The 25399-nt window shown below is 43.3% G+C and carries 23 protein-coding genes and 1 other RNA gene; 9 read left to right on the top strand and 15 right to left on the bottom strand.

Annotation, left to right across the window (positions count from 1 at the left end):
- Positions 1-70: 70 nt before the first annotated feature.
- From F0229_RS07450 to F0229_RS07435, 4 genes are read right to left on the bottom strand one after another with little or no spacing between them, the layout of a single operon-like run.
- Entirely contained in the window at positions 71-481 is a 411-nt protein-coding gene (locus F0229_RS07450; RefSeq protein ID WP_017087723.1) for a prepilin-type N-terminal cleavage/methylation domain-containing protein, read from the bottom strand.
- Entirely contained in the window at positions 471-1706 is a 1236-nt protein-coding gene (locus tag F0229_RS07445; protein ID WP_171732557.1) for a hypothetical protein, read from the bottom strand. The genes F0229_RS07450 and F0229_RS07445 overlap by 11 nt, the downstream gene beginning before the upstream one ends.
- Positions 1703-2305 (bottom strand): PilW family protein, encoded by a 603-nt coding sequence (locus F0229_RS07440; protein WP_171732556.1) that lies wholly within the window; start codon positions 2303-2305, stop codon positions 1703-1705. The genes F0229_RS07445 and F0229_RS07440 overlap by 4 nt, the downstream gene beginning before the upstream one ends.
- A complete protein-coding gene (locus tag F0229_RS07435; protein ID WP_017095315.1) occupies positions 2283-2783 on the bottom strand; it encodes a GspH/FimT family pseudopilin in 501 nt (166 codons plus the stop codon). Before F0229_RS07435 ends, F0229_RS07440 begins: the two co-directional genes overlap by 23 nt.
- Before the next feature lie 102 nt (positions 2784-2885).
- Here F0229_RS07435 and F0229_RS07430 point away from each other — a divergent pair, with 102 nt between their 5' ends.
- Positions 2886-3317, top strand: coding sequence for a type IV pilin protein (locus F0229_RS07430; RefSeq protein WP_102497419.1), 432 nt, complete (start codon positions 2886-2888; stop codon positions 3315-3317).
- A gap of 128 nt (positions 3318-3445) precedes the next feature.
- On the opposite strand, the gene dnaJ is transcribed toward F0229_RS07430, so the two are convergent.
- From dnaJ to grpE, 5 genes are all read right to left on the bottom strand, one after another.
- Positions 3446-4594, bottom strand: coding sequence for a molecular chaperone DnaJ (gene dnaJ / locus F0229_RS07425; RefSeq protein ID WP_048608049.1), 1149 nt, complete (start codon positions 4592-4594; stop codon positions 3446-3448).
- Between the two features lie 284 nt (positions 4595-4878).
- On the bottom strand, positions 4879-6792 hold the full coding sequence (gene dnaK / locus F0229_RS07420; protein ID WP_017067645.1) for a molecular chaperone DnaK: 1914 nt from the start codon (positions 6790-6792) through the stop codon (positions 4879-4881).
- A 386-nt stretch (positions 6793-7178) separates the two neighbouring features.
- A complete protein-coding gene (locus F0229_RS07415; protein ID WP_171732555.1) occupies positions 7179-8216 on the bottom strand; it encodes a polysaccharide lyase family 7 protein in 1038 nt (345 codons plus the stop codon).
- A gap of 258 nt (positions 8217-8474) precedes the next feature.
- On the bottom strand, positions 8475-9749 hold the full coding sequence (locus F0229_RS07410) for a dicarboxylate/amino acid:cation symporter (protein ID WP_019823920.1): 1275 nt from the start codon (positions 9747-9749) through the stop codon (positions 8475-8477).
- 388 nt (positions 9750-10137) lie between these two features.
- Complete coding sequence (gene grpE / locus F0229_RS07405) at positions 10138-10719, bottom strand: nucleotide exchange factor GrpE (RefSeq protein WP_017069543.1); 582 nt, start codon at positions 10717-10719, stop codon at positions 10138-10140.
- A 143-nt stretch (positions 10720-10862) separates the two neighbouring features.
- On the opposite strand from grpE, the gene nadK reads away from it, so the two are divergent.
- From nadK to bamE, 3 genes are all read left to right on the top strand, one after another.
- Entirely contained in the window at positions 10863-11747 is an 885-nt protein-coding gene (gene nadK / locus F0229_RS07400; RefSeq protein ID WP_017066747.1) for an NAD(+) kinase, read from the top strand.
- Positions 11748-12039: 292 nt separating this feature from the next.
- The gene (gene recN, locus F0229_RS07395) at positions 12040-13704 is read left to right on the top strand and encodes a DNA repair protein RecN (protein WP_017059862.1); all 1665 of its coding nucleotides are present in this window, start codon (positions 12040-12042) and stop codon (positions 13702-13704) included.
- A 167-nt stretch (positions 13705-13871) separates the two neighbouring features.
- Positions 13872-14231, top strand: coding sequence for an outer membrane protein assembly factor BamE (gene bamE, locus F0229_RS07390; RefSeq protein WP_009848326.1), 360 nt, complete (start codon positions 13872-13874; stop codon positions 14229-14231).
- Between the two features lie 181 nt (positions 14232-14412).
- On the opposite strand, the gene F0229_RS07385 is transcribed toward bamE, so the two are convergent.
- Positions 14413-14724 carry an RnfH family protein gene (locus F0229_RS07385; protein ID WP_171732554.1) on the bottom strand — a complete coding sequence of 104 codons (312 nt, stop codon included), beginning with the start codon at positions 14722-14724 and terminating at the stop codon, positions 14413-14415.
- 3 nt (positions 14725-14727) lie between these two features.
- The gene (locus F0229_RS07380; protein ID WP_017106599.1) at positions 14728-15156 is read right to left on the bottom strand and encodes an SRPBCC family protein; all 429 of its coding nucleotides are present in this window, start codon (positions 15154-15156) and stop codon (positions 14728-14730) included.
- A 119-nt stretch (positions 15157-15275) separates the two neighbouring features.
- On the opposite strand from F0229_RS07380, the gene smpB reads away from it, so the two are divergent.
- The 4 genes from smpB (at position 15276) to F0229_RS07360 (ending at position 18374) form a co-directional block, all read left to right on the top strand.
- Entirely contained in the window at positions 15276-15761 is a 486-nt protein-coding gene (gene smpB / locus F0229_RS07375) for an SsrA-binding protein SmpB (RefSeq protein ID WP_004735156.1), read from the top strand.
- Positions 15762-15827: 66 nt separating this feature from the next.
- Positions 15828-16194: a transfer-messenger RNA gene (ssrA, locus tag F0229_RS07370) on the top strand.
- 615 nt (positions 16195-16809) lie between these two features.
- Positions 16810-17058 carry a type II toxin-antitoxin system antitoxin HipB gene (gene hipB / locus F0229_RS07365; RefSeq protein WP_171732553.1) on the top strand — a complete coding sequence of 83 codons (249 nt, stop codon included), beginning with the start codon at positions 16810-16812 and terminating at the stop codon, positions 17056-17058.
- Positions 17058-18374, top strand: coding sequence for a type II toxin-antitoxin system HipA family toxin (locus F0229_RS07360; protein WP_171732552.1), 1317 nt, complete (start codon positions 17058-17060; stop codon positions 18372-18374). The genes hipB and F0229_RS07360 overlap by 1 nt, the downstream gene beginning before the upstream one ends.
- A 124-nt stretch (positions 18375-18498) precedes the next feature.
- On the opposite strand, the gene F0229_RS07355 is transcribed toward F0229_RS07360, so the two are convergent.
- From F0229_RS07355 to F0229_RS07340, 4 genes are all read right to left on the bottom strand, one after another.
- The gene (locus F0229_RS07355) at positions 18499-20379 is read right to left on the bottom strand and encodes a RimK/LysX family protein (RefSeq protein ID WP_171732551.1); all 1881 of its coding nucleotides are present in this window, start codon (positions 20377-20379) and stop codon (positions 18499-18501) included.
- 305 nt (positions 20380-20684) lie between these two features.
- On the bottom strand, positions 20685-21494 hold the full coding sequence (locus F0229_RS07350; RefSeq protein ID WP_055318878.1) for a M15 family metallopeptidase: 810 nt from the start codon (positions 21492-21494) through the stop codon (positions 20685-20687).
- Positions 21495-21575: 81 nt separating this feature from the next.
- A complete protein-coding gene (locus F0229_RS07345; protein WP_102428279.1) occupies positions 21576-22304 on the bottom strand; it encodes a DUF429 domain-containing protein in 729 nt (242 codons plus the stop codon).
- 58 nt (positions 22305-22362) lie between these two features.
- Positions 22363-24075, bottom strand: coding sequence for a bifunctional 2-polyprenyl-6-hydroxyphenol methylase/3-demethylubiquinol 3-O-methyltransferase UbiG (locus F0229_RS07340; protein WP_171732550.1), 1713 nt, complete (start codon positions 24073-24075; stop codon positions 22363-22365).
- A 270-nt stretch (positions 24076-24345) separates the two neighbouring features.
- On the opposite strand from F0229_RS07340, the gene F0229_RS07335 reads away from it, so the two are divergent.
- Positions 24346-25284, top strand: coding sequence for a hypothetical protein (locus tag F0229_RS07335; protein ID WP_136974081.1), 939 nt, complete (start codon positions 24346-24348; stop codon positions 25282-25284).
- Positions 25285-25399: the final 115 nt, after the last annotated feature.

Raw genomic sequence — 25399 nt, 5'->3', positions numbered from 1 at the left:
CCGAGGAGTGAAAATTATCAGTAAAAGGGGTAGCATGAGCCTTGGCATGCAGTAAACGTTTGCTTGAGGGTCAATCAAACTCACTGTATTTGGAAATCATAGTATGTAATTCGATAACTCGATTACTACCAAACCGGTCTTCCCATGAGCTTGTTATCTGAACGGTCTTCAGCGCTCCAGATAAACTGTTCGTCACTGTCCAATTAAGTTGATATTTAACATGCGAATGATCCATACCATCAACAATATCCGTAGCAAAATCCGCAGGCGTTATACTCGATAAAGCGGCAGATGCACCACGAGTTCTAAACCATTCCAGCTTATTTTCAGCCAAATGCAGAGCTTCTACACTATGAATAGCAAAGTCAGATTTTTGCTCAACATACGTTTGTAATTTAATTAGCCCTAGAGAACCAACACCGATCAACAAAAACGAAATAAGCACTTCGATTAGGCTAAAACCTTTCTGTTTACAAATCATTCCATGAACCTTTTTGCCATTGAATTTGCGTAAATTCTTTTCTTGAATTATCGACCACATCTTTATTAAATCTAAAATCCAGTGAATCAAAGAACACAGCGGCTTGGTTCGGTGCATCAAAGTACTGTCCGCCAGATACCGTAAATGCACCGTGTTGATAGTAAGAGGTGATAGTTCGGTAGCTTTCTTCAATAACACTCGGGACATGATTCAGATGAATATTGGCATCATAAGACACCCAATCGGCAGGGGTAGGTGAATAATCAACATTAAGGTGAAATAGTACACCTTTAAGATGATTTGAAGTCGCCCCTGTAGAAGGTTTTCCCATAACAGACATCAGCCCATCATGAATTAAAATTGTAACTCCATTAGTTGAGGCTGTAGCATCAACTAAATCATTGTATTGCGCTTTAGTGATTTCACAGCCTCCTTCAACCCATAAATGATGATTGCCTGCATTAATCAGTGTTGCCAGAACTTGCCCACAATTAGCAAGTATTTTGGGTGTCCCACTCCCATTAATCACCGAAAATGTCCCTTCATCTCTTATATCGTTATGCTTTTCAACTGGAACACCGAAAAAAGACTCAAAAGGTAGTACGCTTGAATCTAAGACAAAATCATTGCCATCTCCATTGGACAAATGATCATTACCTGTAACATTAGAGCAATCAGCCCCTGATGGATTTTGAAAACCGGCATATGGAGGTACACCATGTACCACCCCTTTATTATCCATAGATGAATAGTGATAGCGGCTACGATATCGAAGCGCAACACACTCCCAACCATCACTACTTAAAACACCAGGATCTGGTGTTGAAAATGTGGTACTTGAATGAAAATAAACATCGGCACTCGACTGTATAGCACCAGAACTAAGTGAACCTCCAAATACGATATTTTTCTTCAAATGAGAATGCCCACTCGCAGACGATATTTGATAACCTGTTAGAATTGCATTGAAAACAGGGGTGACTTGATTCTTCATTGAGCACACTGTAATTGTAGGAGGAAGATTCCCTTCATTTTTAAACTGAGTGAAACCACACTCTAGACCACCTTCAGCCTCCCATTGCTGCTTGCGCGCTTCGACCTCATTTTGAGATCTTTTTATTTGATAAAAAACTGAACGATAACTACCAAAAGTCAACATTAACGCCGTAACTAGTAATACACTTGTTGTAAGTAAAACAACCGCACCTTGTTGATTTTTATTCATCGCCAATTCCTATTTTTTACAATCACACTTGATGAATAATTAACGGACGTATCTCCTACTAATTCAGCAGAAATAGTAATGGTTGCCATGCCTGAACTAACACCTTGAGCTTCAACACTTGATTGATTGACATTGAAATCAATCACTCGTATTTGATTCGGCTCAAAAATTGAAGAACATCCACTAGTAGCCGCTGATACCGTTTTTACGATACTGGAGGGACTATCACAAACTTTGACTAAGCCGGAATCAAATACAAAAGCAACATTTCGAATCTCTGATTGATGAGCGTATGCAAAGGCGACAATTTTGGAGTCTGGCGAGATATATAAGGTATTTGTGGCTCCTGATAATTTTAGAGACATACCTGTCCCTCCATCGTAGCCTGCTCGCTGGATATCCTCTTTAAAGTATTGAAGAGTGCCTGAAACTTGTTGTAATAATAGTAATTCTTTACTTCTCTCGGATGCGATGTTTTGTCCCGATATAAATACCGACCCCACACTTCCAATAACTACAATTCCCAAAATAGAAGAGATCATTAATTCGACTAATGTTGCACCGAATTGCTGCCTCTTAAGTGCAGGTCTGATAACCATAAAAGTCTCCTCCCACACCACAGATTCTCATTCTTCCAGAAGTACTATATGTTATAAGCTTTAAAGGCTTAGAGTTCATATCAAATAAGAGATGCCCATCTTTAGCTTTACCGTTTACTCCACTAAATTTAATTTGTTCAGAACTGTAGTTAACGGTGAAATCTATGTTTCGAAATGAAACTCCTTCCATTGTAAGGATTGCCGTACCGGTATTCGGAACATCGAATTCAGTCAATTCAATTTTCCAATCACCGGTGTCATTTGAGTTACCATTCATTAGAAAATGAGCCCAAAGATCAGTATTTCTCATAACTGCCTCAGATTTCGCCTGCATCATAAAACCATTCAGCTCGGTAGCTAGCCGTTGCATTTTCACTGTTTCCGAGACCGAACTAAAACTTGGAGCGGCAACTGCCAATAATATAGAGAGCACTGATATGGTTATGAGTAGCTCTAAGAAGGTAAACCCGCGAGACATTTCCCAAATTCCTATGTAAACCGATACGTAACCGTATTTAATCTTGCAAGGATGCTACCACCGAAGAAAAATAGGCTGAATATAGAGAAGGAACTACTCGTGATGATTCGAAAAAATAAATGTAACAACAACAACTTAAGTAACAAAGGGATGACATTGATCGAACTATTGATCGCAGTGGCTCTTATTGGAGTACTAACCGCTATTGCCTACCCAAGCTATACCGAGCATGTAATAAAATCCCATAGAACAGCAGCATTAGCTGATATGGCAAAAATCCAACTCACGCTTGAGCAGTCTTACAATGGTGTATATAGCTGGGGAAGTATTGTTTCAGGAGGGGCTTGTACTATGTGTGAATCACCAAGTGATCGCTATGTATTTTCTGTCGCAAGTTCAAGCAGCATGGCATATATAATAACTGCCACGGCACAGTCAACTAAGGGGCAAAGTGGTGACTCTTGCTTAGGCACTCCCAAAACAATGACGCTAAAATCTTCAGGTGAAGAATCCCCTGCAGATTGCTGGAACTAGTAGAAATTAATGCCCTTGGTTTGATTAAAGAATGACTAGGCATATACATGGCTGCATTTTTTAACTAAACGAGATGATCAAAAAAGCCTGCACACTGGCAGGCTTTAAAATTTTCAAATCACTATCAATTACTTAGTTAGGTCATCGAAGAAGTTTTTAACGCCGCTAAAGAAACCTTCAGACTTTGGCTTATGCTTGCTTGCCGCTTCACCACAACATGTTTCTTCGAATTCACGCAGTAGTTCTTTTTGGCGAGAGCTTAGCTTAACTGGAGTCTCAACCACTAGCTTAACGATTAGGTCACCCACACCGCCGCCACGAACGCCTTTCACGCCTTTGCCACGCATACGGAACATACGGCCCGTTTGTGTTTCTTCTGGCACTTTAAGGTTTACACGACCATCCAGTGTTGGAACTTCAACTTCACCGCCTAAAGCAGCCATTGAGAAGCTTACTGGAACCTCACAGTAAAGGTTGTTGCCGTCACGCTCAAAGATGTTGTGTTCTTTTACGTGTACTTGTACGTACAGATCGCCAGCTGGAGCGCCTTGCTCTCCCGCTTCGCCTTCGCCTGATAGACGAATACGATCGCCAGTATCAACACCAGCAGGGATCTTAACGTTAAGTGTTTTCGTCTTCTGTTTGCGACCTTGACCATGACATGAGTTACATGGGTCTTTGATGATCTTGCCTTTACCGTTACAAGTAGGACAAGTCTGTTGAACCGCAAAGAAACCTTGGCGCATTTGTACTTGGCCGTGGCCATGACAAGTGCCACACGTTTGTGCAGAAGAACCCGCTTTCGCGCCGCTGCCGTCACACGTATCACACTCTACAAGTGTTGGTACTTCGATTTCTTTAGAAACACCACGAACCGCTTCTTCTAGAGAAAGTTCCATGTTGTAACGTAGATCTGAACCACGTTGTGCACGCTGTTGACCGCCACCACGACGACCGCCGCCGAAGATGTCGCCAAATACGTCACCGAAGATATCGCCGAAGTCACCTTGGCCACCGCCGCCGAAACCACCGCCGCCGCCCATGCCACCTTGTTCAAAGGCTGCATGACCGTATTGGTCGTAAGCTGCTTTCTTTTGAGAATCGGTTAGGATCTCGTACGCTACTTTTACTTCTTTAAACTTATCTGCTGCGGTCTCATCACCCTGGTTACGGTCCGGGTGGAATTTCATCGCTAAGCGTTTGTACGCTTTTTTAATATCGCGCTCTGATGCATCGCGGCTTACGCCTAATACTTCGTAAAAATCACGTTTTGACATGTTCTAGGTCACCAAAATAATTGCTACTACCGAATGATCACTTCAGTAGTCTGTGTATCAATCTAGATAAAAGTTCTGCCGGCTGAAATGCCGAATAAAGCTATTATCTAGATCGACAAGTCTAAATACAAATTTACGGGCGTGAGAGTTACCTCTGACGCCCGCAATAATAAGTCTTTGAGACAAATTTCTAAGCAGATAGCTTGAGTCCTAAGTGGAAGCGCGGAGCCTACGTTAGTAGGTGGACACTTCCGATAACGAAATCAGGCTACTCTGCGACGAAATTATTTTTTGTCTTCTTTAACTTCTTCAAACTCAGCGTCTACAACATCGTCGTCTTGCTTAGGTTGTTCACCAGCGTCAGCACCAGCTTGTTCAGCTTGAGCTTTCTGTTGAGCAATTTCCATTAGCTTTTGAGCTGCTTGCATCAGTTCTTGAACTTTAGCGTCGATAGCTTCTTTATCGTTACCAGACTTAACTTCTTCTAGTGCAGTGATAGCCGCTTCGATTTTAGCTTTCTCGTCTGCAGGTAGAGCTTCACCAGCTTCTTCTACTTGCTTCTTAGTGCCGTGAATCATTTGGTCAGCTTGGTTACGTGCAGTTACTAGCTCTTCGAACTTTTTGTCCGCTTCTTTGTTAGCTTCTGCTTCTTGTACCATTGCTTCGATCTCTTCCTCAGACAGGCCGCCTGATGCTTGGATAGTGATCTTCTGCTCTTTACCTGTTGCTTTATCTTTAGCAGATACGTTCAGGATACCATCAGCATCTAGGTCGAATGTTACTTCGATTTGTGGCATGCCACGTGGTGCTGGTTGGATACCTTCTAGGTTGAACTGACCAAGAGACTTGTTGTAAGTCGCTTGCTTACGCTCACCTTGAAGAACGTGGATAGTTACTGCGTTTTGGTTGTCTTCAGCTGTAGAGAACACTTGATCCGCTTTAGTAGGGATAGTTGTGTTTTTCTCGATAAGCTTAGTCATCACGCCGCCCATCGTTTCGATACCGAAAGATAGAGGAGTAACGTCTAGTAGTAGAACGTCTTTAACGTCACCAGCTAGTACACCACCTTGAACAGCAGCACCCATTGCAACAGCTTCGTCAGGGTTCACGTCTTTACGTGGCTCTTTACCGAAGAATTCAGTTACTTTAGCTTGAACCATAGGCATACGAGTTTGACCACCAACTAGGATAACGTCAGTGATTTCGCCTACAGATAGGTCAGCATCCGCTAGAGCAACTTTTAGTGGCTCAAGAGAACGTTGAACTAGGTCTTCAACTAGAGACTCAAGCTTCGCACGAGTCACTTTGATGTTCATGTGCTTAGGACCAGTCGCATCAGCAGTAACGTAAGGTAGGTTTACGTCAGTTTGAGTAGTAGAAGAAAGCTCGATTTTCGCTTTTTCTGCTGCTTCTTTAACACGCTGCATTGCTAGTGGATCAGCTTTAAGGTCGATACCTTGCTCTTTCTTGAACTCATCTACTAGGTAGTTGATCATGCGGTTATCGAAATCTTCACCACCAAGGTGAGTGTCACCGTTAGTTGAAAGAACTTCGAAAGTCTTCTCGCCTTCTACTTCATCGATTTCGATGATAGAGATATCGAATGTACCACCACCAAGGTCGTATACAGCGATAGTGCGATCACCACCTTGCTTGTCTAGGCCGTAAGCTAGAGCAGCAGCAGTTGGTTCGTTGATGATACGTTTAACATCTAGACCAGCGATACGGCCAGCATCTTTCGTTGCTTGACGTTGAGCATCGTTGAAGTAAGCAGGAACAGTTACTACTGCGCCAGTTACTTCTTCGCCTAGGAAGTCTTCAGCTGTTTTCTTCATTTTCTTAAGAACTTCAGCAGATACTTGAGGAGCAGCCATTTTTTGGCCTTGCGCTTCAACCCATGCATCACCGTTGTCAGCCTTAACAATGTTGAAAGGCATGATTTCGATATCGCGTTGAACTTCTTCATCTTCAAAACGACGACCGATTAGACGCTTGATAGCGAACAGTGTGTTTTGAGGGTTAGTAACAGCTTGACGTTTTGCAGGTTGACCAACTAGCGTTTCGCCTTCTGTGTATGCGATTACTGATGCTGTTGTGCGTTCGCCTTCAGCATTTTCAATTACGCGTGGTTTGTCGCCGTCAAGAACAGCAACACAAGAGTTAGTAGTACCTAAATCAATACCAATGATTTTACCCATCAGGCCATCTCCGAAATATTTTCTATTAAGTTTTTGCTATACCCACATATGTGGGGGTGGTAATCAGGGAATCAACCCTAATACACAAAATTAAAGTGCAAATGTAATTTGCTTTCGTATGCACCATAGATAAGGGCTGCAAACTGGTTTTCAAGGGAATAAGTAAAAAAAATCTATTTTTTCCCGTATCTTTTTACATAAAGGTAAAAAGTGACCGATCCCTTGCCAATTAAGGCTCCAATGTTGAGAAACTCTCGCATTTGTCGCCACATTGAAACCTCAACCCTATTCCAGATGCCATAAAAAAAGACCTTCATGTGGAAGGTCTTTTTCAAATAGATATTGATCAGTTAAATATTGTTCAAATGGTGACTGATTCAGCCATATTATTGGTTGAGCACTAACTGGTAGAAGCTCGCTTGAGTGTAGTCACCCGCTTCCATACCACGCCACTCACATGCCGAACTCGACTTCTTAGTGTTACATTGATTGTATGCACCCGCTTTGAAGTACATCCAATCTTGACCATAGCCAAGATCAACGTCGTGTCCTTGATATTTACCTTTCGCCAGATCAACATCATATGTCTTCACAATTGGATCCGACGAGTTTGGATTCTTAGTAAACGTCAAGTGCATGATGTTATCTTTAATATTTACATCATATGAAAAAACTTCACCTAACTTAATGCCATCGCTAGGGTCAGAACTGCCCTTTTTCAAATTGTATTGACCAAATACATCATGGCGAATGTCTTTACGAAGTTTCTTTCCATTTTCATCTTTCGCGTTTTTCAATTCTTTCGGCGGGTTGAGCTCGTAGTTCCATGTTAATGAACCATGCTCATGCTCTGGTAGTTTACGGTAAACAATTTTAAGAGGTTCATTGTCCGAGCCGTGAATTTGCCCGATGACGACTGAAAATGCGCCTGTTTTATTGTAGTTACCACTGGTACTCACCTGATCAACAGAAAGTGTTGCCGTCATCTGGCCACCGATAGAGCCAAACTCTTCCGCGTTCTTATGGCTTGAAATCGCGAAGTTGTTGCTCGGCGCCGAGTAGCTGTCTGCCAGCATCGCTCTTAGCTCACTGCGCGTATTCTTACTGTTTGGTGTCGTTGGTGCTGTATTCGGAGCCACAAACACCATCGCGCCAGATTCGGCATCAGTGTAGAACCATTTAGGATGAACGTAAGGTGTGTCTACATTCGACAACTCTTGCTTACCGATCTCCAATGTTTTGCCTTTTCTAGAGCCTTCTGTCGTTAGCTCCGGTAGGTTAATTTTCCATTTAGATAAATCGAAGTTTTGTGCAGGCGCTTTTGCTGGATCAAGATTGAACTGTTGACCAATATCGTGATTAGAAGCAAGAGCGGGAGCCGCTAAGAGGCTAGCAGTCAGTAAGCTTAGGTAAGACAACTTCATTATTTGGTTTCCTTTATGTCGTCATAATGTAGGTTGCCAGAACAATAAAATAATATTGTATTATTATATGTGATCTATATTAAATATTGAAAACTGATGACCCATTCAGCGCGAGTAAAAAGAAAAAATGAGACTTCGCACCAACATAGCCCCCTCTTTTAACTCAGCAGCAGACAGCCCAAAGTACCCAACAGCAGAAATAAAAAAGCCCCGCTCTGGTTGAGCGGGGCTTCGCAGTTATTGAGTCTTAATTAAGAATTAAGCTTCTGCTTTCTGTAGCTCAGCTTCTTCATTAGCTTCAACGCCAATTTCGTTTTCAGATTTAGCAACGATAGTGTTCACCGCTGTATCACCTACTACGTTTGAAGAAGTACAGAACATGTCACAGATACGGTCAACAGCAGCAACAATCGCTAGACCTTCTGGTGGTAAACCTAGTTGGTGCAATAGAACACCGACCATCACAACACCGCCACCAGGAACACCACCAGCACCGATAGACAGTAGCAGGATAGTTAGACCTAGAGTGAAGATATCAGCAGTGTTGATTGGCTGACCAAATGCGTTTGCTACGAACATAGTTGCCAGTGCGATGTAGATAGATACACCAGACATGTTCATTGTTGCACCTAGTGGTACACCGAAACCTGCTACTGACTTAGATACGTTTAGTTTGTCAGTAAGAGTACGCATAGTTACTGGGATTGTTGCATTCGAACTTGCTGTAGATAGTGAGAATAGAACTTGCTCACGCGTTGCACGTAGGAACTGCTTTGGAGAAATACCAGTGAATGAACCAACCATCATTGGGTAGAAGAAGAAAATCCAGAACACTAGCATTGCAACCACAAGCGCCACATAGCCAGCAACTGACATTAGCGTGTCTGCATCCAGTGTTGCGCCCAGTTGAATCATCAGAGCAAATACACCGTAAGGCGCCAAGCTCATTACTAGGCCGATAAGCTTCATCATGATTTCGTTAGCCATCTTGAATGTCTTGATAGCTGGGCCACCACGAGAATCAAGCGCTTGAATAGCAAGACCTGTCAAAATTGCCATGAAGATGATTTGCAGCATGTCGCCGCTTGCGAACGCTTCTACAGGGTTGCTAGGAACGATGTTAACAACAAGAGAGAAGATGTCTGGTGTTTCAGTTGTTGTAAGCGCAATTGTCTCAGAAACCGTACCCGCTAGATTCGCACCTGCACCTGGTTGGAAAATAAGACCAATCGTTAGCGCTGCTGAGATCGCGATGATGGTGTTAATAATGTAAAGACCAAAGGTTTTACCACCAAGACGACCAAATGAACGAATATCTTTTAGCTCAACAATACCGCAAACAATAGATACGTATACAAGAGGAACTACAAGTAACTTGATAAGTGATACGAACATACCACCAGCACCTTCTGCAGCACCAAGTAGATACGTATCAAAAATAGCAATACCGCTGAATAGGTACTGAATAGCAGTACCAATAAGTAGACCAGCAAACAAGCCTACAAAAATTTTACTTGAGAGCGATTTATCCATCGTTCTTCTCCAGTTTGTTGTGTTTGAAATTTGTACTTTTATAGTTATATATGCGATCAAAATCGCTATATGGCAGTGGATTTTACATACAAAGATAACAATTAAAAGTATTTATTTACAAAAACATCACAAATGTGACATCAAAACATTTACTCAATCACAACAAGTTTCATAACACAAAACTCTAAATCGCTGATCTGAATGAAATAAAAAGAACGACATTCTTAATGCGGTTTTGATGCTTATTTACGTGGACTCTCAAGTTATAGGCACAAAAAAAGAGAGGCCTATACCTCTCTTTTTATTTTACGCAAACCAGTGATTTATTTTGTCGCTGCGACTAACTCAGTCAATGCACCAGTCAATCACTTGGCAACGTAATAAGTAATTACTTAGCAACCATAACCATCGCTGGGCGAACCACACGGCCGTTTAGTTCATAGCCTTTTTGCATCACAAACATAACCGTGTTTGATTCGTGATCTGGGCTTTCTTGAATAGACATCGCTTGGTGGAATTCAGGGTTGAACGCTTCACCTTCAGGGTTGATCTCTTTAAGACCAAACTTAGCAACTGTGTCTACGAACGTTTTGTGCGTTAGCTCAACACCTTCATACAGTGGCTTAACCACTTCGTTTTCAGCGTCTGCTGCTTGCATTGCACGCTCTAGGTTGTCGATTACAGGAAGCAGACCTTCAGCAAACTTGTTCAAAGCGAATTTACGCGCTTTATCAATTTCTTGTTCGCTACGGCGACGCATGTTTTCAACTTCAGCTTTCGCGCGAAGAACAGAATCTTGCTGCTCTTTCACTTTAGATTCACTAGAAAGCAGTGCAGCTTCCAGTTGAGCGATTTTTGCTTCCTGCTCATCAGCAGCGTCTTCATTCAGTTCAGCTTCTTCAACTTTCTCAGCTTCAGCGATGATCTGATCTAGCTCTGCTTCGGTTACTTTGTTTTCTTCGTTGCTCATGATATCTCCAGAATTCGTTTTCAATGCAAGTGACAGGCGTGTTTGCACCCCAAATTGATATAAAACACTCGCATAGACGTTCAACTTGCCTTTATTATGGGGATGAAGAATTTTGATTCAAGCCTAATTCGTTTGGAAACGTTATGAAAAAGCCATTTGAAGTCATCGCCATTATCGGTAAACCTCGAGATCAGCAAGCAATTCAGACTCATAGAGAGCTCTATCAGTGGTTAAGTGCTGAGGGTTATCAAGTGTTTGTTGATGACAGACTCGCCACTATTTTAGACGACATCCCAAAAGAACATTTTTCTAGCCTGATTGAATTAGGTAAACGCGCCGATCTCGCCATTGTGGTCGGTGGTGACGGAAACATGCTCGGTGCCGCTAGAATCTTGTCACGTTTCGACATTTCAGTGATTGGTGTTAACCGAGGTAATCTTGGTTTCCTAACCGATCTCAACCCTGAAAACTTCCAGAGCGCGTTGACTGATGTTCTCAAAGGCGAGTTCATGGAAGAAGAGCGCTTCTTACTTGAAACGGAAATTCATCGTCACGGCCAGATAAAAAGCCACAATGCGGCACTTAATGAGGCAGTACTGCACCCCGGACAAGTGGCGCACATGATCGAGTTCGAAGTGTATATCGATGATAGCTTCGCCTTCTCACAGCGCTCTGATGGCTTAATCGTCTCAACACCGACAGGTTCTACCGCCTACTCGCTTTCCGGCGGCGGCCCTATCCTGTCATCAAGCCTAAATGCTATCTCACTCGTGCCAATGTTCCCGCATACCCTTTCAAGCCGCCCATTAGTGGTGGATGGCAAGCGTCGTATTAAGCTTATCGTATCGCCTGATAACCGTGGAACTCAGGAGGTGAGCTGCGATGGTCAAATCTCACTGCCTGTTTCTCCTGGTGATGAGATCCACATTTACCAAAGCCCGAATGTACTTAAGTTGATCCATCCTAAAGACTACAACTACTACCATGTTCTACGTAACAAACTAGGTTGGTCGAGTAAGCTGTTCTAAAAGAATAAACGCTCCAGTGGTAACCGAAAATTTGAAAGGCTGACAACATTCGTCAGCCTTTTTATTGCCAGTAAAAGCCCGTCGGCTCTAGCTTCTCTGCAGTTCCTTATACCTCCACTCCCAAGAGGGAGGAACGACTGAGTTGGGAATCTATAGCGGTTTCAGTGATCTACGAACAACCTCAATTCTGATAACGGTCGCAAAAAATTTTCACCTGTCGACTTTACTGTATAAAGAAACAGTATATACTGAGCTTATATACAGTATTGTTCAGTTATACAGGTAAATAAAAATGCTGGCTCATTTAAGTGTTAATAATTTCGCTATTGTTAAGTCTTTACAGCTAGAACTATCTAAAGGCATGACAACAATCACCGGGGAAACTGGTGCGGGTAAATCTATCGCTATCGATGCTTTAGGCTTATGTCTTGGGGGAAGATCCGATGCAGGAATGGTTCGACAAGGTGAAGAAAAAACCGAAGTCAGTGCCGCTTTTTTACTTGAGAACAATCTGCATGCAACCCGCTGGTTAGAAGACAACGAATTGCTTGATGGCAGTGAGTGCATCCTGCGCAGAACCATCTCAAAAGAAGGTCGTTCTCGTGCATTCATCAACGGTAGCCCTGTCCCTCTTTCGCAATTGAAATCACTTGGACAACTGTTGATCAACATCCATGGTCAACACGCGCATCACCAGTTGATGAAAAGCGATTATCAAATGGCCATGCTTGATCAATACGCAGGCCACTTGAACCTATTGAAATCGACACGTAATGCTTACCAAGCATGGCGACAAGCGGATAACCACTTAAAAGAGTTACGTGAGAATAGCCAGCAAAACCAAGCTCAAAAACAACTTCTTGAATACCAAATCAAAGAGTTAAATGAGCTGTCTATTGGGGAGGAAGAATATGAAGACCTCGAACAAGAGCATAAGCGCCTCTCCAATAGCGGAGAACTGGCCACAACCTGTCAGCAAGCTATCGAGCTTATTTATGAAGGCGAAGAAGTTAATGCGCTTGGTATTCTGCAATCGGCCAATAACTCCTTAATTCAGCTAGCTGAGCTAGATGAAAGATTGGCCGAGTTACCGAACTTGCTTTCCGAAGCCATTATTCAGATTGAAGAAACCAACAACGAGTTAAGAACATACCTAGACAGCATTGATGTTGATCCCGGTCGTATGGCTTACGTTGAGGAGCGTTTCTCTAAAGTGATGTCGATGTCTCGTAAACACCACGTGTTACCTGAAGAGCTATATAAGCACCATCAAGATTTATTACAACAAGTTGAAGCGCTTGATTGCTCAGATGAAAAGTTGGAAGAATTAGCAAACGAGGTAGAAAACCAATACCAATCGTTCGTGGCTAAATCAGAGAAGCTTCATAAATCTCGAACTCGTTACGCAAAAGAGCTCAACAAGCTGATCACGCAAAGCATGCACGAACTGAGCATGGAAAAAGCGCAGTTTGCCATTGAAGTGAACAACACCAACACACACCCTTCTCCATTGGGTATGGATAACGTGACCTTCATTGTTTCGACCAACCCAGGCCAGCCAATGCAGCCGATTGCGAAAGTGGCCTCTGGTGGTGAGTTATCACGAATCTCACTAGCGATTCAAGTAATCACAGCGCAAAAAGTGGATACACCAAGCCTGATTTTCGATGAAGTCGATGTGGGTATCAGTGGACCAACCGCTGCGGTTGTCGGAAAAATGCTTCGCAAGCTGGGCGAATCTACACAGGTGATGTGTGTGACTCACTTACCTCAAGTGGCAGGTTGCGGTCACCAACAGCTGTTTGTAGCGAAGAACACGAAATCGGGCAAAACAGAGACTCAAATGCACACGCTTGATGAGCAACAACGTGTTTCAGAGCTTGCTCGACTGCTTGGTGGCAGCCAAATTACCGAATCGACGCTTGCCAACGCAAAAGAGCTATTAATCGCAGCTTAGGTTACATATTCAGCAACTTTCTGATAATTTACCGAAAATTCTTGGCAATTTTGCAACTTAATTCAAAATTGCCAGTCATAACAAGCTCAAAGCGCAAGGAGCTTTTTACTTCTTGCTGGAGCTTGTTTATTATCAGGCAGTATTTTAGCGAAGAAAGATCTCAAACTATGCGAATTAAAAAGTGGTTAGTTGCAGTTCCACTTGCACTAACAATGTTGACCGGTTGCTCTCTACTAGAGAAGTTGGTTTATCGAATTGACATCAATCAGGGTAACTATGTTGAACAAGAAGCTGTCGACCAGCTCAAGTTTGGCATGACAAAAACACAAGTTCGTTACGTTATGGGCTCACCTATGCTTATCGAAAATGGCTACCCAGATACGTGGTACTATATTTACCACCATCAGAAAGGTCACAACGACCCTATTCAGAAAAACCTTGTCGTAAACTTTGATGCTACGGGCACTCTGGTAACGATCAATGGTGATTTTGAAGCCAGTGATGAGTTCTTCGAAAGCCTTCGCTAGCTTTCCAGTCAACAAAACTCTCAGCCGATAAAGCTATCAGTCGACAAAGCAAGAATCACAAAATCCTGCTCATATGAGCAGGCTTTTTAACATCTGCTAACAAATTAGCTGCTGTGTCTAACTAACAGGCACAAAAAAGCTCGCAGATGCGAGCTCTCTTCTAACTCAAATTTGTTTAGCATTACGATTTAGCTGCGGCCGCTTTTGCTTGTTCAGCACGCTTGCGACGAATCTCTTTTGGATCTGCCAATAGCGCACGGTAGATTTCGATACGGTCTTTATCACGAACCGTCGCATCAAGCTTCACGTTACGGCTGAATACACCAACCTTATTTTTCGCTAAGTCGATCTCTGGATACAATTCCAAAACACCAGACTGCGCAATGATCTCTTCAACGGTCGCGTGCTTGTTCACTACCAAAGTAAGCACACGCTGTTCATGCGGAAGCGCAAACACAACCTCTACGTGGATCATATCCGATTCAATAGTCATGGCTTAGTAAACCTGTTTCGCGCGTTGAGTAAAAGCACTGACCATATTGCTCGTCAGCTCATTGAAAATCTTACCAAATGCCATTTCAATCATTCGGCTAGAGAACTCAAACTCTAGCTTAAGTTCAACCTTACAAGCTTGCTCGTCGAGCGGAGTAAAGTACCAACCACCCTGCAGCTTTTTGAACGGGCCGTCCACCAGCTCCATCAAAATCTCAGCACCATCCGCTAAACGGTTCGATGTGGTAAATGTTTTGCTGATACCAGCTTTAGAGACATCAACCGAAGCCACCATAGTTGAATCTGAAGATTCGATCACACGCGAACCAGAACACCCTGGCAAAAACTCATGGTAACGAGCAACATCATTGACCAAGCTGAACATCTGGTCGGCACTAAACGACACTAATGCTGAACGAGTAACCTTTGGCATATAGACTCCTGTTAAAGACAGCGTTACATTAACACAAACTGCAATTTTAATTGTATTGGGCCAGAGCGCAAATAAAAAGGATTCCCCAACTAGGGCGCAATCCGTATAATGAGGCCATTATGGCAAAGAATAAATCAAAATCAAAAGCCGGTAGTAATACCATTGCGCTTAACAAGAAAGCTCGCCACGAATATTTCATCGATGATGAGATAGAAGCGGGGCTTGAGCTACAAGGCTGGGAAGTAAAATCCCTACGTGAAGGCAAAACCAATATCGCAGAAAGCTACGTTTACATCCGAGATGGCGAAGCATTCATCAGTGGTATGACGATTACTCCGCTAACTCAAGCGAGTACTCATATCGTGGCGAACCCAACACGTATTCGTAAACTCCTTATGTCGAGAAAAGAACTCGACAACCTTATCGGTCGTATTAACCGTGAAGGCATGACACTTGTCGCAACCGCACTTTACTGGTCTCGCTCTTGGGCGAAGATTAAAGTTGGCGTTGCGAAAGGTAAAAAGCTGCACGATAAACGTACTGATATGAAAGAAAAAGATTGGGCGAGAGATAAAGCACGAATTATGAAGAGTAATTTGCGTTAATTTTAAGCACTTAAACGCACAGTGCTAGACAGGGTAAGCTTTTCTGGTACTATGCAAATAACACTTGGGGCTGATTTAGGATTCGACAGGAATTTTGAAGTCTGAGGTGCATGCCGTGGGGCGGTTGGCCACGTTAAAAGCCGCAAAAAAATAGTCGCAAACGACGAAAACTACGCACTAGCAGCTTAATAACCTGCTCAGAGCTCTCTTACCCTAGCTTCCGCTCGTAAGACGGGGACCAATAAGAGATCAAACCCAAACTAGCTAGCGTGGCTTCTCCCACCTGAGAGGAAAAGCGCGAATTATAATTCAGGTTAGCCTTTAACTAGCGTGTCGGTTCGCAGGTTGCTGGTGAAATTAAAGATCGACTAAGCATGTAGTACCAATGATGAATGATTTTTGGACGCGGGTTCAACTCCCGCCAGCTCCACCAAACGTTTGGAAAGGGCGGTAACTCACTGAGTTATCGCCCTTTTTGTATTTATAATCATTAATTATGCTATTAGTACTAAAAGCAGATACTAAACGCGCCACCTTGCACTTTCGCTTTCAACACACCTTCAAAAGCCGTAAATAAATCAAACGTAGCCTCCACACATCCAACTTGGATGATGCTAATACCTTGCGTTACCATTATTTATTTCTTAATCACCTGTGTTTTCACTCACAGGGTGATGCACAGTGTAAGTGCTTTTGATTGCCATAACTTTAGTTTAGAACCATCTCGTTGCGCTTCAAAGTCAGTATTTCTAATTATCTCTTGTGTGGCATATTTGATCTACTTACGTGTAACTATCACCTCACCTTACCCGCATGGATAATCGCCAATCGCAAAAGAACTTAGCGACAAGTCTAACAAAGGCTGGCATCCACCTTCTTGCAATACCTCTTTAAGCTAAAGGCTTTGATAATCCTACTTTATCCTCTACAAGGTATATAACTTGCAATATCCCCTACAAGGTATAAAGTTACATATATCCCTTTGTTGGGATAGCACGACCAATATCCTCTAATGGGGATAAAACATCATAGTAAGGAGTGACAACTTGTGATTTATAGCCCACAACAATTAGCCAATACTTTACTGCTAATACGCCAAAAGAATAGGTGGACTCAGTCTGAGCTGGCAAAAAAAGTAGGGATAAAACAAGCAACCATTTCGAACTTTGAAAATAGACCAGAAAAGGCAACTATTTCAACAATGTTCAAGCTTATCCAAGCATTAGAGCTCACCCTTAAAATCGAACCCAAAGATGCAAAAAATAGTCAAAGCACTGTTGATGAGGAAGATTGGTAATGCAACAACTTAATGCCTACATGAATGGTGAGTTGGTCGGTACTCTCACAAAGCAAAACAATGGCTCTCACGAATTTAAATATAATGAGTCTTGGCTCAGTAACGACAAATCTCGCCCATTATCTTTATCCCTTAAACTACAAATACCTACGATAACTTCTGATGCCGTTATCAACTACTTTGACAACCTGCTACCAGACAATATTGCTATACGTAATAGGATTGTTGCACGCTATCAAACGGCTTCAAATCAACCTTTTGATCTTCTGAAAGAAATTGGCAAAGACAGCGTTGGTGCCATTGCTCTGCTCCCTCCAAGTCAACCCTATATCGAGAACAAACTGTCATACGAACTTCTTGACGAATCTCGGCTTGAAAAAATCTTAGCAGCCCATCATTCCAATATTCCATTAGGTATGATTAAGGAAGAAGATGATTTCCGAATATCGGTTGCTGGCGCTCAAGAAAAAACAGCATTGCTAAGGTTGAACGGAGATTGGTGTTTGCCTAAAGGGAATACACCTACAAGCCATATCATTAAGCTACCTATTGGTGAGATTAAGCAGCCCACATCTATTCTAGATCTGACTGAAAGTGTCGAGAATGAGTTCATCTGTATTGAGTTAGCTAGAGAGTTGGGGTTTGATGTTCCGACCGTCGAGATCATCACAACCCATAATTATAAAGCCATTGCTGTTGAGCGTTTTGATAGACGTTGGATTAAGGATCGTACACACCTACTGCGCCTTCCTCAGGAAGATATCTGTCAAGCCAAAGGAATCCCTTCATCGATAAAATACGAAAGTGATGGAGGCCCCGGAATCGCCGATATTATGAAGCTACTTGAAGGCTCATCCAATGCACTGGAAGACAGATATAACTTCATGAAGTTTCAAGTTTTCCAATGGGCTATAGGCGCTATTGATGGGCATGCAAAGAACTATTCAATATTTATTGAAAAGCAAGGTAGTTATCGCTTAACACCATTTTGTGACATTTTGTCTGCTTACCCTATCACGGGGAAAAAAGGACTAAACATAAGAAAATTAAAGTTAGCAATAGGATTAAAAGCAAGTCGTGGTAAGAAGTACCAAATAAGCAAGATCTACTCTCGCCACTTTCTTGATACTGCCCATTCAGTTGGCTTTAATTCTGATAGCATGCAAAGCATATTGGATGACATGCAAACTGAATTACCCAAAGCAATTGAGCGCCTCGCCGCACGCTTGCCTGAAGGTTTCCCAAAACACATAACCGAAGCTATCTTTGATAACTCTATTGCCATGCTTAACAAATTGAATTTGAGCAAGAACTAGATCATTCCCCTCTAGAGAAGATAGAACTTGATGTACTTTATAGAGCTCTCAACAAACAGCCACACATCCCAATACTGAAATGTGTGGCTGTTTGGAACGGTTCTATTACAAACTTAGTTAGGGGTTACTCCACATCACCTAACAAGTAATCTTCATCGCTACTCACTACTGCGCCGTGCTTTAAGAAGTTTTTACCTAGAATCATGCTGTATTCAAAGCGAGAGCGATCTTGAAGGTTTACCCTCACCTCTTTCTCTAAGTCACCCAACTTAACCTTCATTTCTACTACGGGGCGAATGTTCACCTTCTCGCCTTTCTTGGCTTTGATGCGCATTACATCAATCACTGGCTTGGTGAAATCTTGCTTATCGCCTTGGTTGTTTTGATAGGTAAAGCTCACCATGTCTTGGCCGTCTTTCTTAAATCGTTTGATGTTGACTGCATTCATTGAGCTCACATCCGCACCAGTGTCGAGCTTGGCCGGGAACTTCATGCCGTTCACTTCAACAACTTCGATGTGCCCTACTTTAAACAGCGGCTCAGCTTTCAAAAGGTAGTCAGATCGAGTGTTCACATACACACCGTCTTTTGCCATCTTCTTGCCTAAAATAAAGTACGCTTCTTTCTCATTTGTATTGAGCACGTCGATGGCAAACTCTTGCGTACGCACTTTTCCAGAGACCGCAAACTCACCACTCACTACCGGACGAGTATCATCCCCGACTCTTAATTTCTTAATCACGGGCTTGGTGACTTTTTGCTGTTCGCCATTCACGTCAGTTAAGTAGAACTCAACCGACGTCTCTTTGCCCTTACCGATAATCTCAAAGCTATCAACCTTCAACAAAGGCGTATTGACGGTGAAAGAAGCCACGGCCTTAAGCGGGAAGTTATCAATCGTAATGTCTTCTTCTGGTGAGATAATTAAAGGCTCACCAGCCTCCGCCACATCGCTAAAGCTCTCTGAACCTTCAGAAAGAATATTTTCTGCATTGGTATCAATCATGAAGAGCTCACTGGCTGTGCTGGTTCCAAATCTCAACTGCGACTCACTACTCGAGCGCTCACGTAGGTACACCAGAACGTCTTTAGTTGTGTTTTCATCGAGTTGAACAGGCACATACACCAAAGGTCTCTTCTTACCGCTCACGCTTAACATACGAACCAACGGCAATGTCATCTCTTTTTGCTTACCGTCGTTGTCGAACATATCAAACGTCACTTCACTGTTCTTCTTATCTATATCGATGTCTTTTGCATGAAGGATGCTGTAGCGATTTTTTAATGAGAAGGTCGCGTTCATCGCCATTCCAGAGATAGACACCACCTCTTTTCGGCCAACAACGGTCGCGTTCTCTTGCTCTTGTAAATAGTCATAACCTGCAAACACCAGCGCGTTATCCGCAAGGAAGGTTTTACCAATCAGCACTGGCGCAGAGAAGTGGCTTCTGTCGGTCAGGTTAACGTCGGTTTTTAGCTCTTGGTCTGCAATGGTGAGCGACATTTTTACGGTAGGGCGATGCAAAGGCGTGCTGCTGGTGCGGCTGCGTATCATGCTGACACGCTCTAAAGGCGCTTCGATTAATACCATGTCTCCCGTCCGCGGGTTTAGAACCTTAAAAGACACCACAGCCTGATATTTCGCAAAGGTACTGCCATCCCAATCATCGTAATCAACATCGGAATTGTTCAACAGGTCTTCGGTTAACGCCGCCATCAACTCTTGGTCTTTGAGATTTAGGTAATCGGGATTAGAGCTCTTCACATGAATGTCTTCAGCATGCATAGAAGTGGTTTCTGCACCGGTATCAATTTTACCAATGAAAGGAACATCTTTTAGCCCTTTAACGCTAGATAGGTACACGTTCTCAGTGCGACCTAGTACCGACTTACCATCGAGTTCGTAAGTGGGATTTTGAGTGGTAGGTGAAGAGTCAGTAGCCAAAGTGTATTGTGAAAAAAGTAGAGTGCTTAAAAGAGTTAGAGCCAAAGGTATCTTTTTCATTAGTTGGTCCGTTGTGATCAGTTCACTAATAATACTGGCGTTTCAGCGAAGAGTTCCCCCACCAGTAATGGTTCTCACAAAACGTTAACGCTATGAGTTTTTCAATGACAAACCGATGACTTTGCGCTGCATTCGCTTATCGATTATTGACTAATGGATACCCAATAACCTTTTCAATGCTCGGTGTTCTATTGGAGAAATGAATACAAAAAAGGCCAACGACGAGCGCTGACCTTAGCTATTCAAAACACACCTGAAGCGAGTTTAACTTGCTAAAACACAAACGGTTCTAGATAAACATAGCACTAAAAAGTCCCGACTGTTTTCTTTGCACAGATAGCCCGAGCTTTTTCTGCGTCCTCACCTTTATTTTTGAGATAGCACTGTCGATAAGATTCGACGTAGCGCTCAAATAACACCTTGGCTTCAGGTTGTGGTTTAGAGAGCAGTTGGTTAACGAACTTTCTTGATCCGACCTCAAAATGCTGAGTATCGATTGGGCTATTCCAATCCCCTCCCCAGATCATAAATCCGTGATGGGCAAAAAGCTCAACCACATCTTCAGCCATGCCGCGGCGTTCTATTTCATCACGCGCACGAAAGCGAGTACGGTTCACATAACTTGTCGCAGATTGTGAAGGCTTTACCGTGATCTTTCCGTTGCTATCGAACGCTAAGAAAGGATTTTGAACTGGGTTGATGTCTATCGCCACACCATAAGCATGCTTCGACCAACCACCTCCACCTATAATAGGACGAGCATTAAACGCACTGCTGTTGTTCGCGTCCATTGAGGCGTTATCGTCACCTCTGAATTCACGCATTAGGCGAGCGGAATGAAGAGGAAAATTGCGCTGTTTGAGCTCCGAAAAAATTTGTTCAACAGCAGGTGCAACCACATCAAGCACGATCATATTGCCCTGTTGCGTTTCCCCTTTGAAATTAATGAAATCGAAATCCACTTTGGATAGTCGCTCACAACCGACAGGCGCACCACTACTCAAGACATTGTTCTTTTTCATCATGTCGCATTGCCATTGAGATATAGGGGCAACTTGGCCGTAACTCGCAACACTGAGAACAGTGGCCAGCCAGCCGACAATAAAACGTTTCATATCAAAGACTCAAAATAGTAAGTGTGAAAAGTAGCAGAAGTTGGAAAGTAACATATTAAGCCAAGTGGAGCGCACGCTTTGTTAGCGCGTTTTGTTCCAATAAACAATCTCTCGAACTCGTCCGTTCTGGTCGACATCCGCTTCTCCACCAACATCAGAAAGTTCAGGTAAGGTCGATAATTGCGGAGCGTAATAGGCGATCAACATCAGTACAAAAGCATCGTAAATATCATCTATCGCGACGTCTTTACGTTTGGTATTTGAAATGGCCAACGACAAGCCGTCACACCATTGAGAGGCGAGTTGCTGAATAATAGAAAGCCGTTCCTCTTTACCTTCTTGCGTTCGTTTTGAAAAGGTCAGCGGTTCGCCTTTCAAAGCTGCAAACACCACCTCAGGATGTGATTCCCTGATAGAAAGATTGGGATGAGTTTCAATGAGCTCATCAAGCTCGCGAATCTTGGGCACAATTCCCCAAGTCTGTTTAGAAAACTTCTTATCAAGCTGCTCCACATTGGCACTGCACGCCGCAATGTAATCGGTTTGGTAAACCGCCTCACGACACGGAACCGGAAACACCGAAGAACCACGTTTGCTGGTTAGAAAACGCCTTGCTGCTTTGTCACACAAGCGATCTGGAGTTTGTGCATCACTAAAACCAATAGGCATATCGATAAGCGCCGTTGAACCGATAAGATCACTCGCTAGCTCATCGAGGGTGTTTACCACTTTAAACGCAGGTATCTCATTGTCAGAGACAATCCAAGCGATCCAACCCGACTTGCAGCCATCAATTCCGATGTATTTCATTATGTTCTCGATGATTAGTTTGTTGAGGGTTATTTGGGATAACTAGCCCACTTAATGATCAGTGCCACTCACTAATCAGCAGTCTGCTTTTTACACCACGTACCTGCAAGCCCATTGCATCGAACACCTCTTCAAAGTCTCGACACTGCGCAGGGATGTTAGGTAACGAAAGCGCGGCTTCTGAAAAGAATTGTTGTTCAAAATGAGCCGAATCGTTCCAAGCGAGTTGCCACCACTCTAGAATCCTCGACTTAGACGAGCGCAGCTTTTCAGCCGTAGGAACTTTATCACTTTTACTTAAGTTCTCTTTGCTTGTAGTAGGAAAGAGGTTCCACTTATCGTTGTTTGGCCAGTAAGCGAAAGGCAAACAGTGATCAACGTGATACTCATTTTTTAATGATTTTCCACTCCACACGCTGACAATGTCGGCACGATCAGTTCTAAGTTGCTCGACACGTTTACGCACATCGCGAGTATCATGGTTTTGATCGATCCATACCAAGCAGTCGTGATAAGTCTGTAGTGAAATGCTTCGCTGTCGGTTCAACTCGAAACGCTGCATCTCCATGACCCATTGATTCACCACCAGCGGTTCAATCCACGAGTGGTAGATTCTAAAGCACTCCCACAGGCTTTCATCGAGAGTAAAATAACCAAAACTTTCTAAGAACTCACTATCAATGACCAGTGATTCTCGGCTCTTCCGTCGTTTGTGAGGTGGGTATATATCGAATAGTCGGTTGTCTTTCGAGCCTTGATAAATGAAAGTCACAGGTCCTGATTTAATGGTGCTGATCGTTTGTGAAAATAGCTTTTGTAGAGCCTTAGCTTCATCGCCGAGAAACATAGCGCCTATCGCTAGATCATCAGCACTTAAGTGTTTGAGTTTATTCCACCCATCCTCTTTTACAAACCCAAGTCCCTTCGTTGTGTTGCTATTTTGCTGAATCCCTGCGCCTTCTATGTCGATATCAATCAGTCGCTTAAACTGCCTAACCCAATACAGAGCAACCAAGCCCACTGGTAGAGAAATTTTTCCATCAGTTCGATCAATCACAGCGCCTGAATGCGCATCAGCAATTCGCAGTAATGTTCTCAACAAAGCCAACTTGTATGTGGCCGACTTGTTGTCATTCACAATAATGTGGCGCACCTTGTTCAAATCACCGGAGCCATCATCTGGCAAGGTCATCACCACGGTTTGCCACCAAACCTCACAGCGCTTCAAGGTGTCTTGGCTGTTATCAACATGACGAACCAACAAGGCGCTGTTTTTTGATAAACGCTCGAGCTCTTCAACCGAGACTTCATAGCCTTGTCGACTGTCTTGAAACTCCCCATGACGCAGAGTGATCACCAACTTGCCATTTGGAGCTAGCAAGTTAGACAACTTTCTAAATGCGCGCTCTCGATGAGACGGAGCGAGATGCATCCAAACCGCACTGACCAATATCAAGTCAAAACGCATTCCGAGGTTTTCAGTGCGGCTAAGCGAGGGAAGTGAATCATCAATCCAGGTAACACTTGGGCCTGTATATTTCGAGCCTTGTTCGCGTAATGAAGCACTTGGTTCTATCGCAATAACATCAGATCCGGCCTTGTGCATCCATAGCGCATCACGACCGCATCCAGCACCGACATCGAGTACTTTATCGCCCACTAAAGGCCAATAAGCTTGCCAGCTTTTATGCACCGTCTCGAAGGTCACTGAGTTGTACTGCTGGCAAAGTGTGTGAGCATTTTTATCGTAAAAAGGAATCGATGAGGACATATGCGCTATTGGAGTAAGGAGTCTATCTCAATAGTAATGGGGAGCTTAGGCGATTGCTAGCAGCTCATGTAAGTTCAGCCACACCAATCAGCATTTATCGTTAGTGACTGTTTTATATCAATATCCACCTAATGAGTTCATCAGGCGAGTCACACCTCGAATTGATCTCGTCAGAAAAACAAAAACAAACAAGGTGCAAGCTGACGTGCGAACAGAGATAATTGTTTGAAGATGATTAACTCGCCTCAAGCACCTAGCCGATAAAGACTAATGAACACATACTCACACATAGACACCCCGTTCAACCTGCGCCACACCTGTTGGTTTTGTGGTGAACCTTCCAGTAACCTTGTTGAATTCCCTAAGACAGCGCAGGCAGTTGCCAAGATAGGCCATTCACCGATCGCACTGCCGGCTTGTAATGAGTGTGCGAGAATTAACTATTCAAAGAATCTAACCTCAATTTGGTCAGTGCGCGATCAGATAAAACACACTCTGATAGACAAGTACGCTAAGCACCTTGGCATCGGTGAGAACTGGACGGAGCAAGAGCTTATTGATTCTGATTTCTCGGGTTCGACGCTCGGTGGGTTTGGGCGCAGCGCTTGGAAGATGTATCAAATCGCCAAACAACGCGTCGATTATAAAGGCTGGCCTTTGTCGGTTGATGACATCCCACTTGAGGTATACGACGAAACCAGTGGCTTTGAGTTTGACGGTACTCGTTATGCCTCAATCAATTCATGTATCGACTATTTCACCAAGGCAGCAGGCGTAGACAAAGAGCTGTTGTCGCAGCTTGTCGACATCGTTTCATCAGAAAGGTTTAGCTACGCACTGCGAATCACCAAGCTGAACAAGAATGTCTCTAATACCAAGCGCTCGGAGATCGTCGAAGAGGTACTACAACAAGAGTCTGAACAAGAAGAGATACTGCTTGAGCAAGCTAATTCAATGTTTAACCCAAACGTCGAAGAGGTGAATATTTCAGGCTCAATAGCGCCTGTATTTGCCATTCAGTGGGCGCTGGCTAACAAGGTTAAAGATTTAGCCCACCTTTGTGCTCTCGAAGATGAGTATTTTGACTATTTCGAGCACCTCGGCGGCCCTGCAGCTTTCATGTCCTATAACGGCCTACAACTCTATTTAGAGTCGCGTCAAGATCCTGAATGGGTAGAAGAGTTGGATCCAAATAAACAGTATTGGTGAACATGCCTCGCTACTGGTGAACACGTGTAAGCTCGATAATCGTGTCAAACACCCATTGTTAGTCCTTGTTTTATATAAAGATCTAAAAACAGAACCCTATAACAGTTAATTGTTG

Source organism: Vibrio sp. AIC-3 (genome assembly GCF_013114515.1).
GTDB classification, from domain to species: domain Bacteria; phylum Pseudomonadota; class Gammaproteobacteria; order Enterobacterales; family Vibrionaceae; genus Vibrio; species Vibrio crassostreae_C.
The sequence above is the reverse complement of the archived record's forward strand: the minus strand, read 5'-3'. Positions and strand labels throughout refer to the sequence as shown.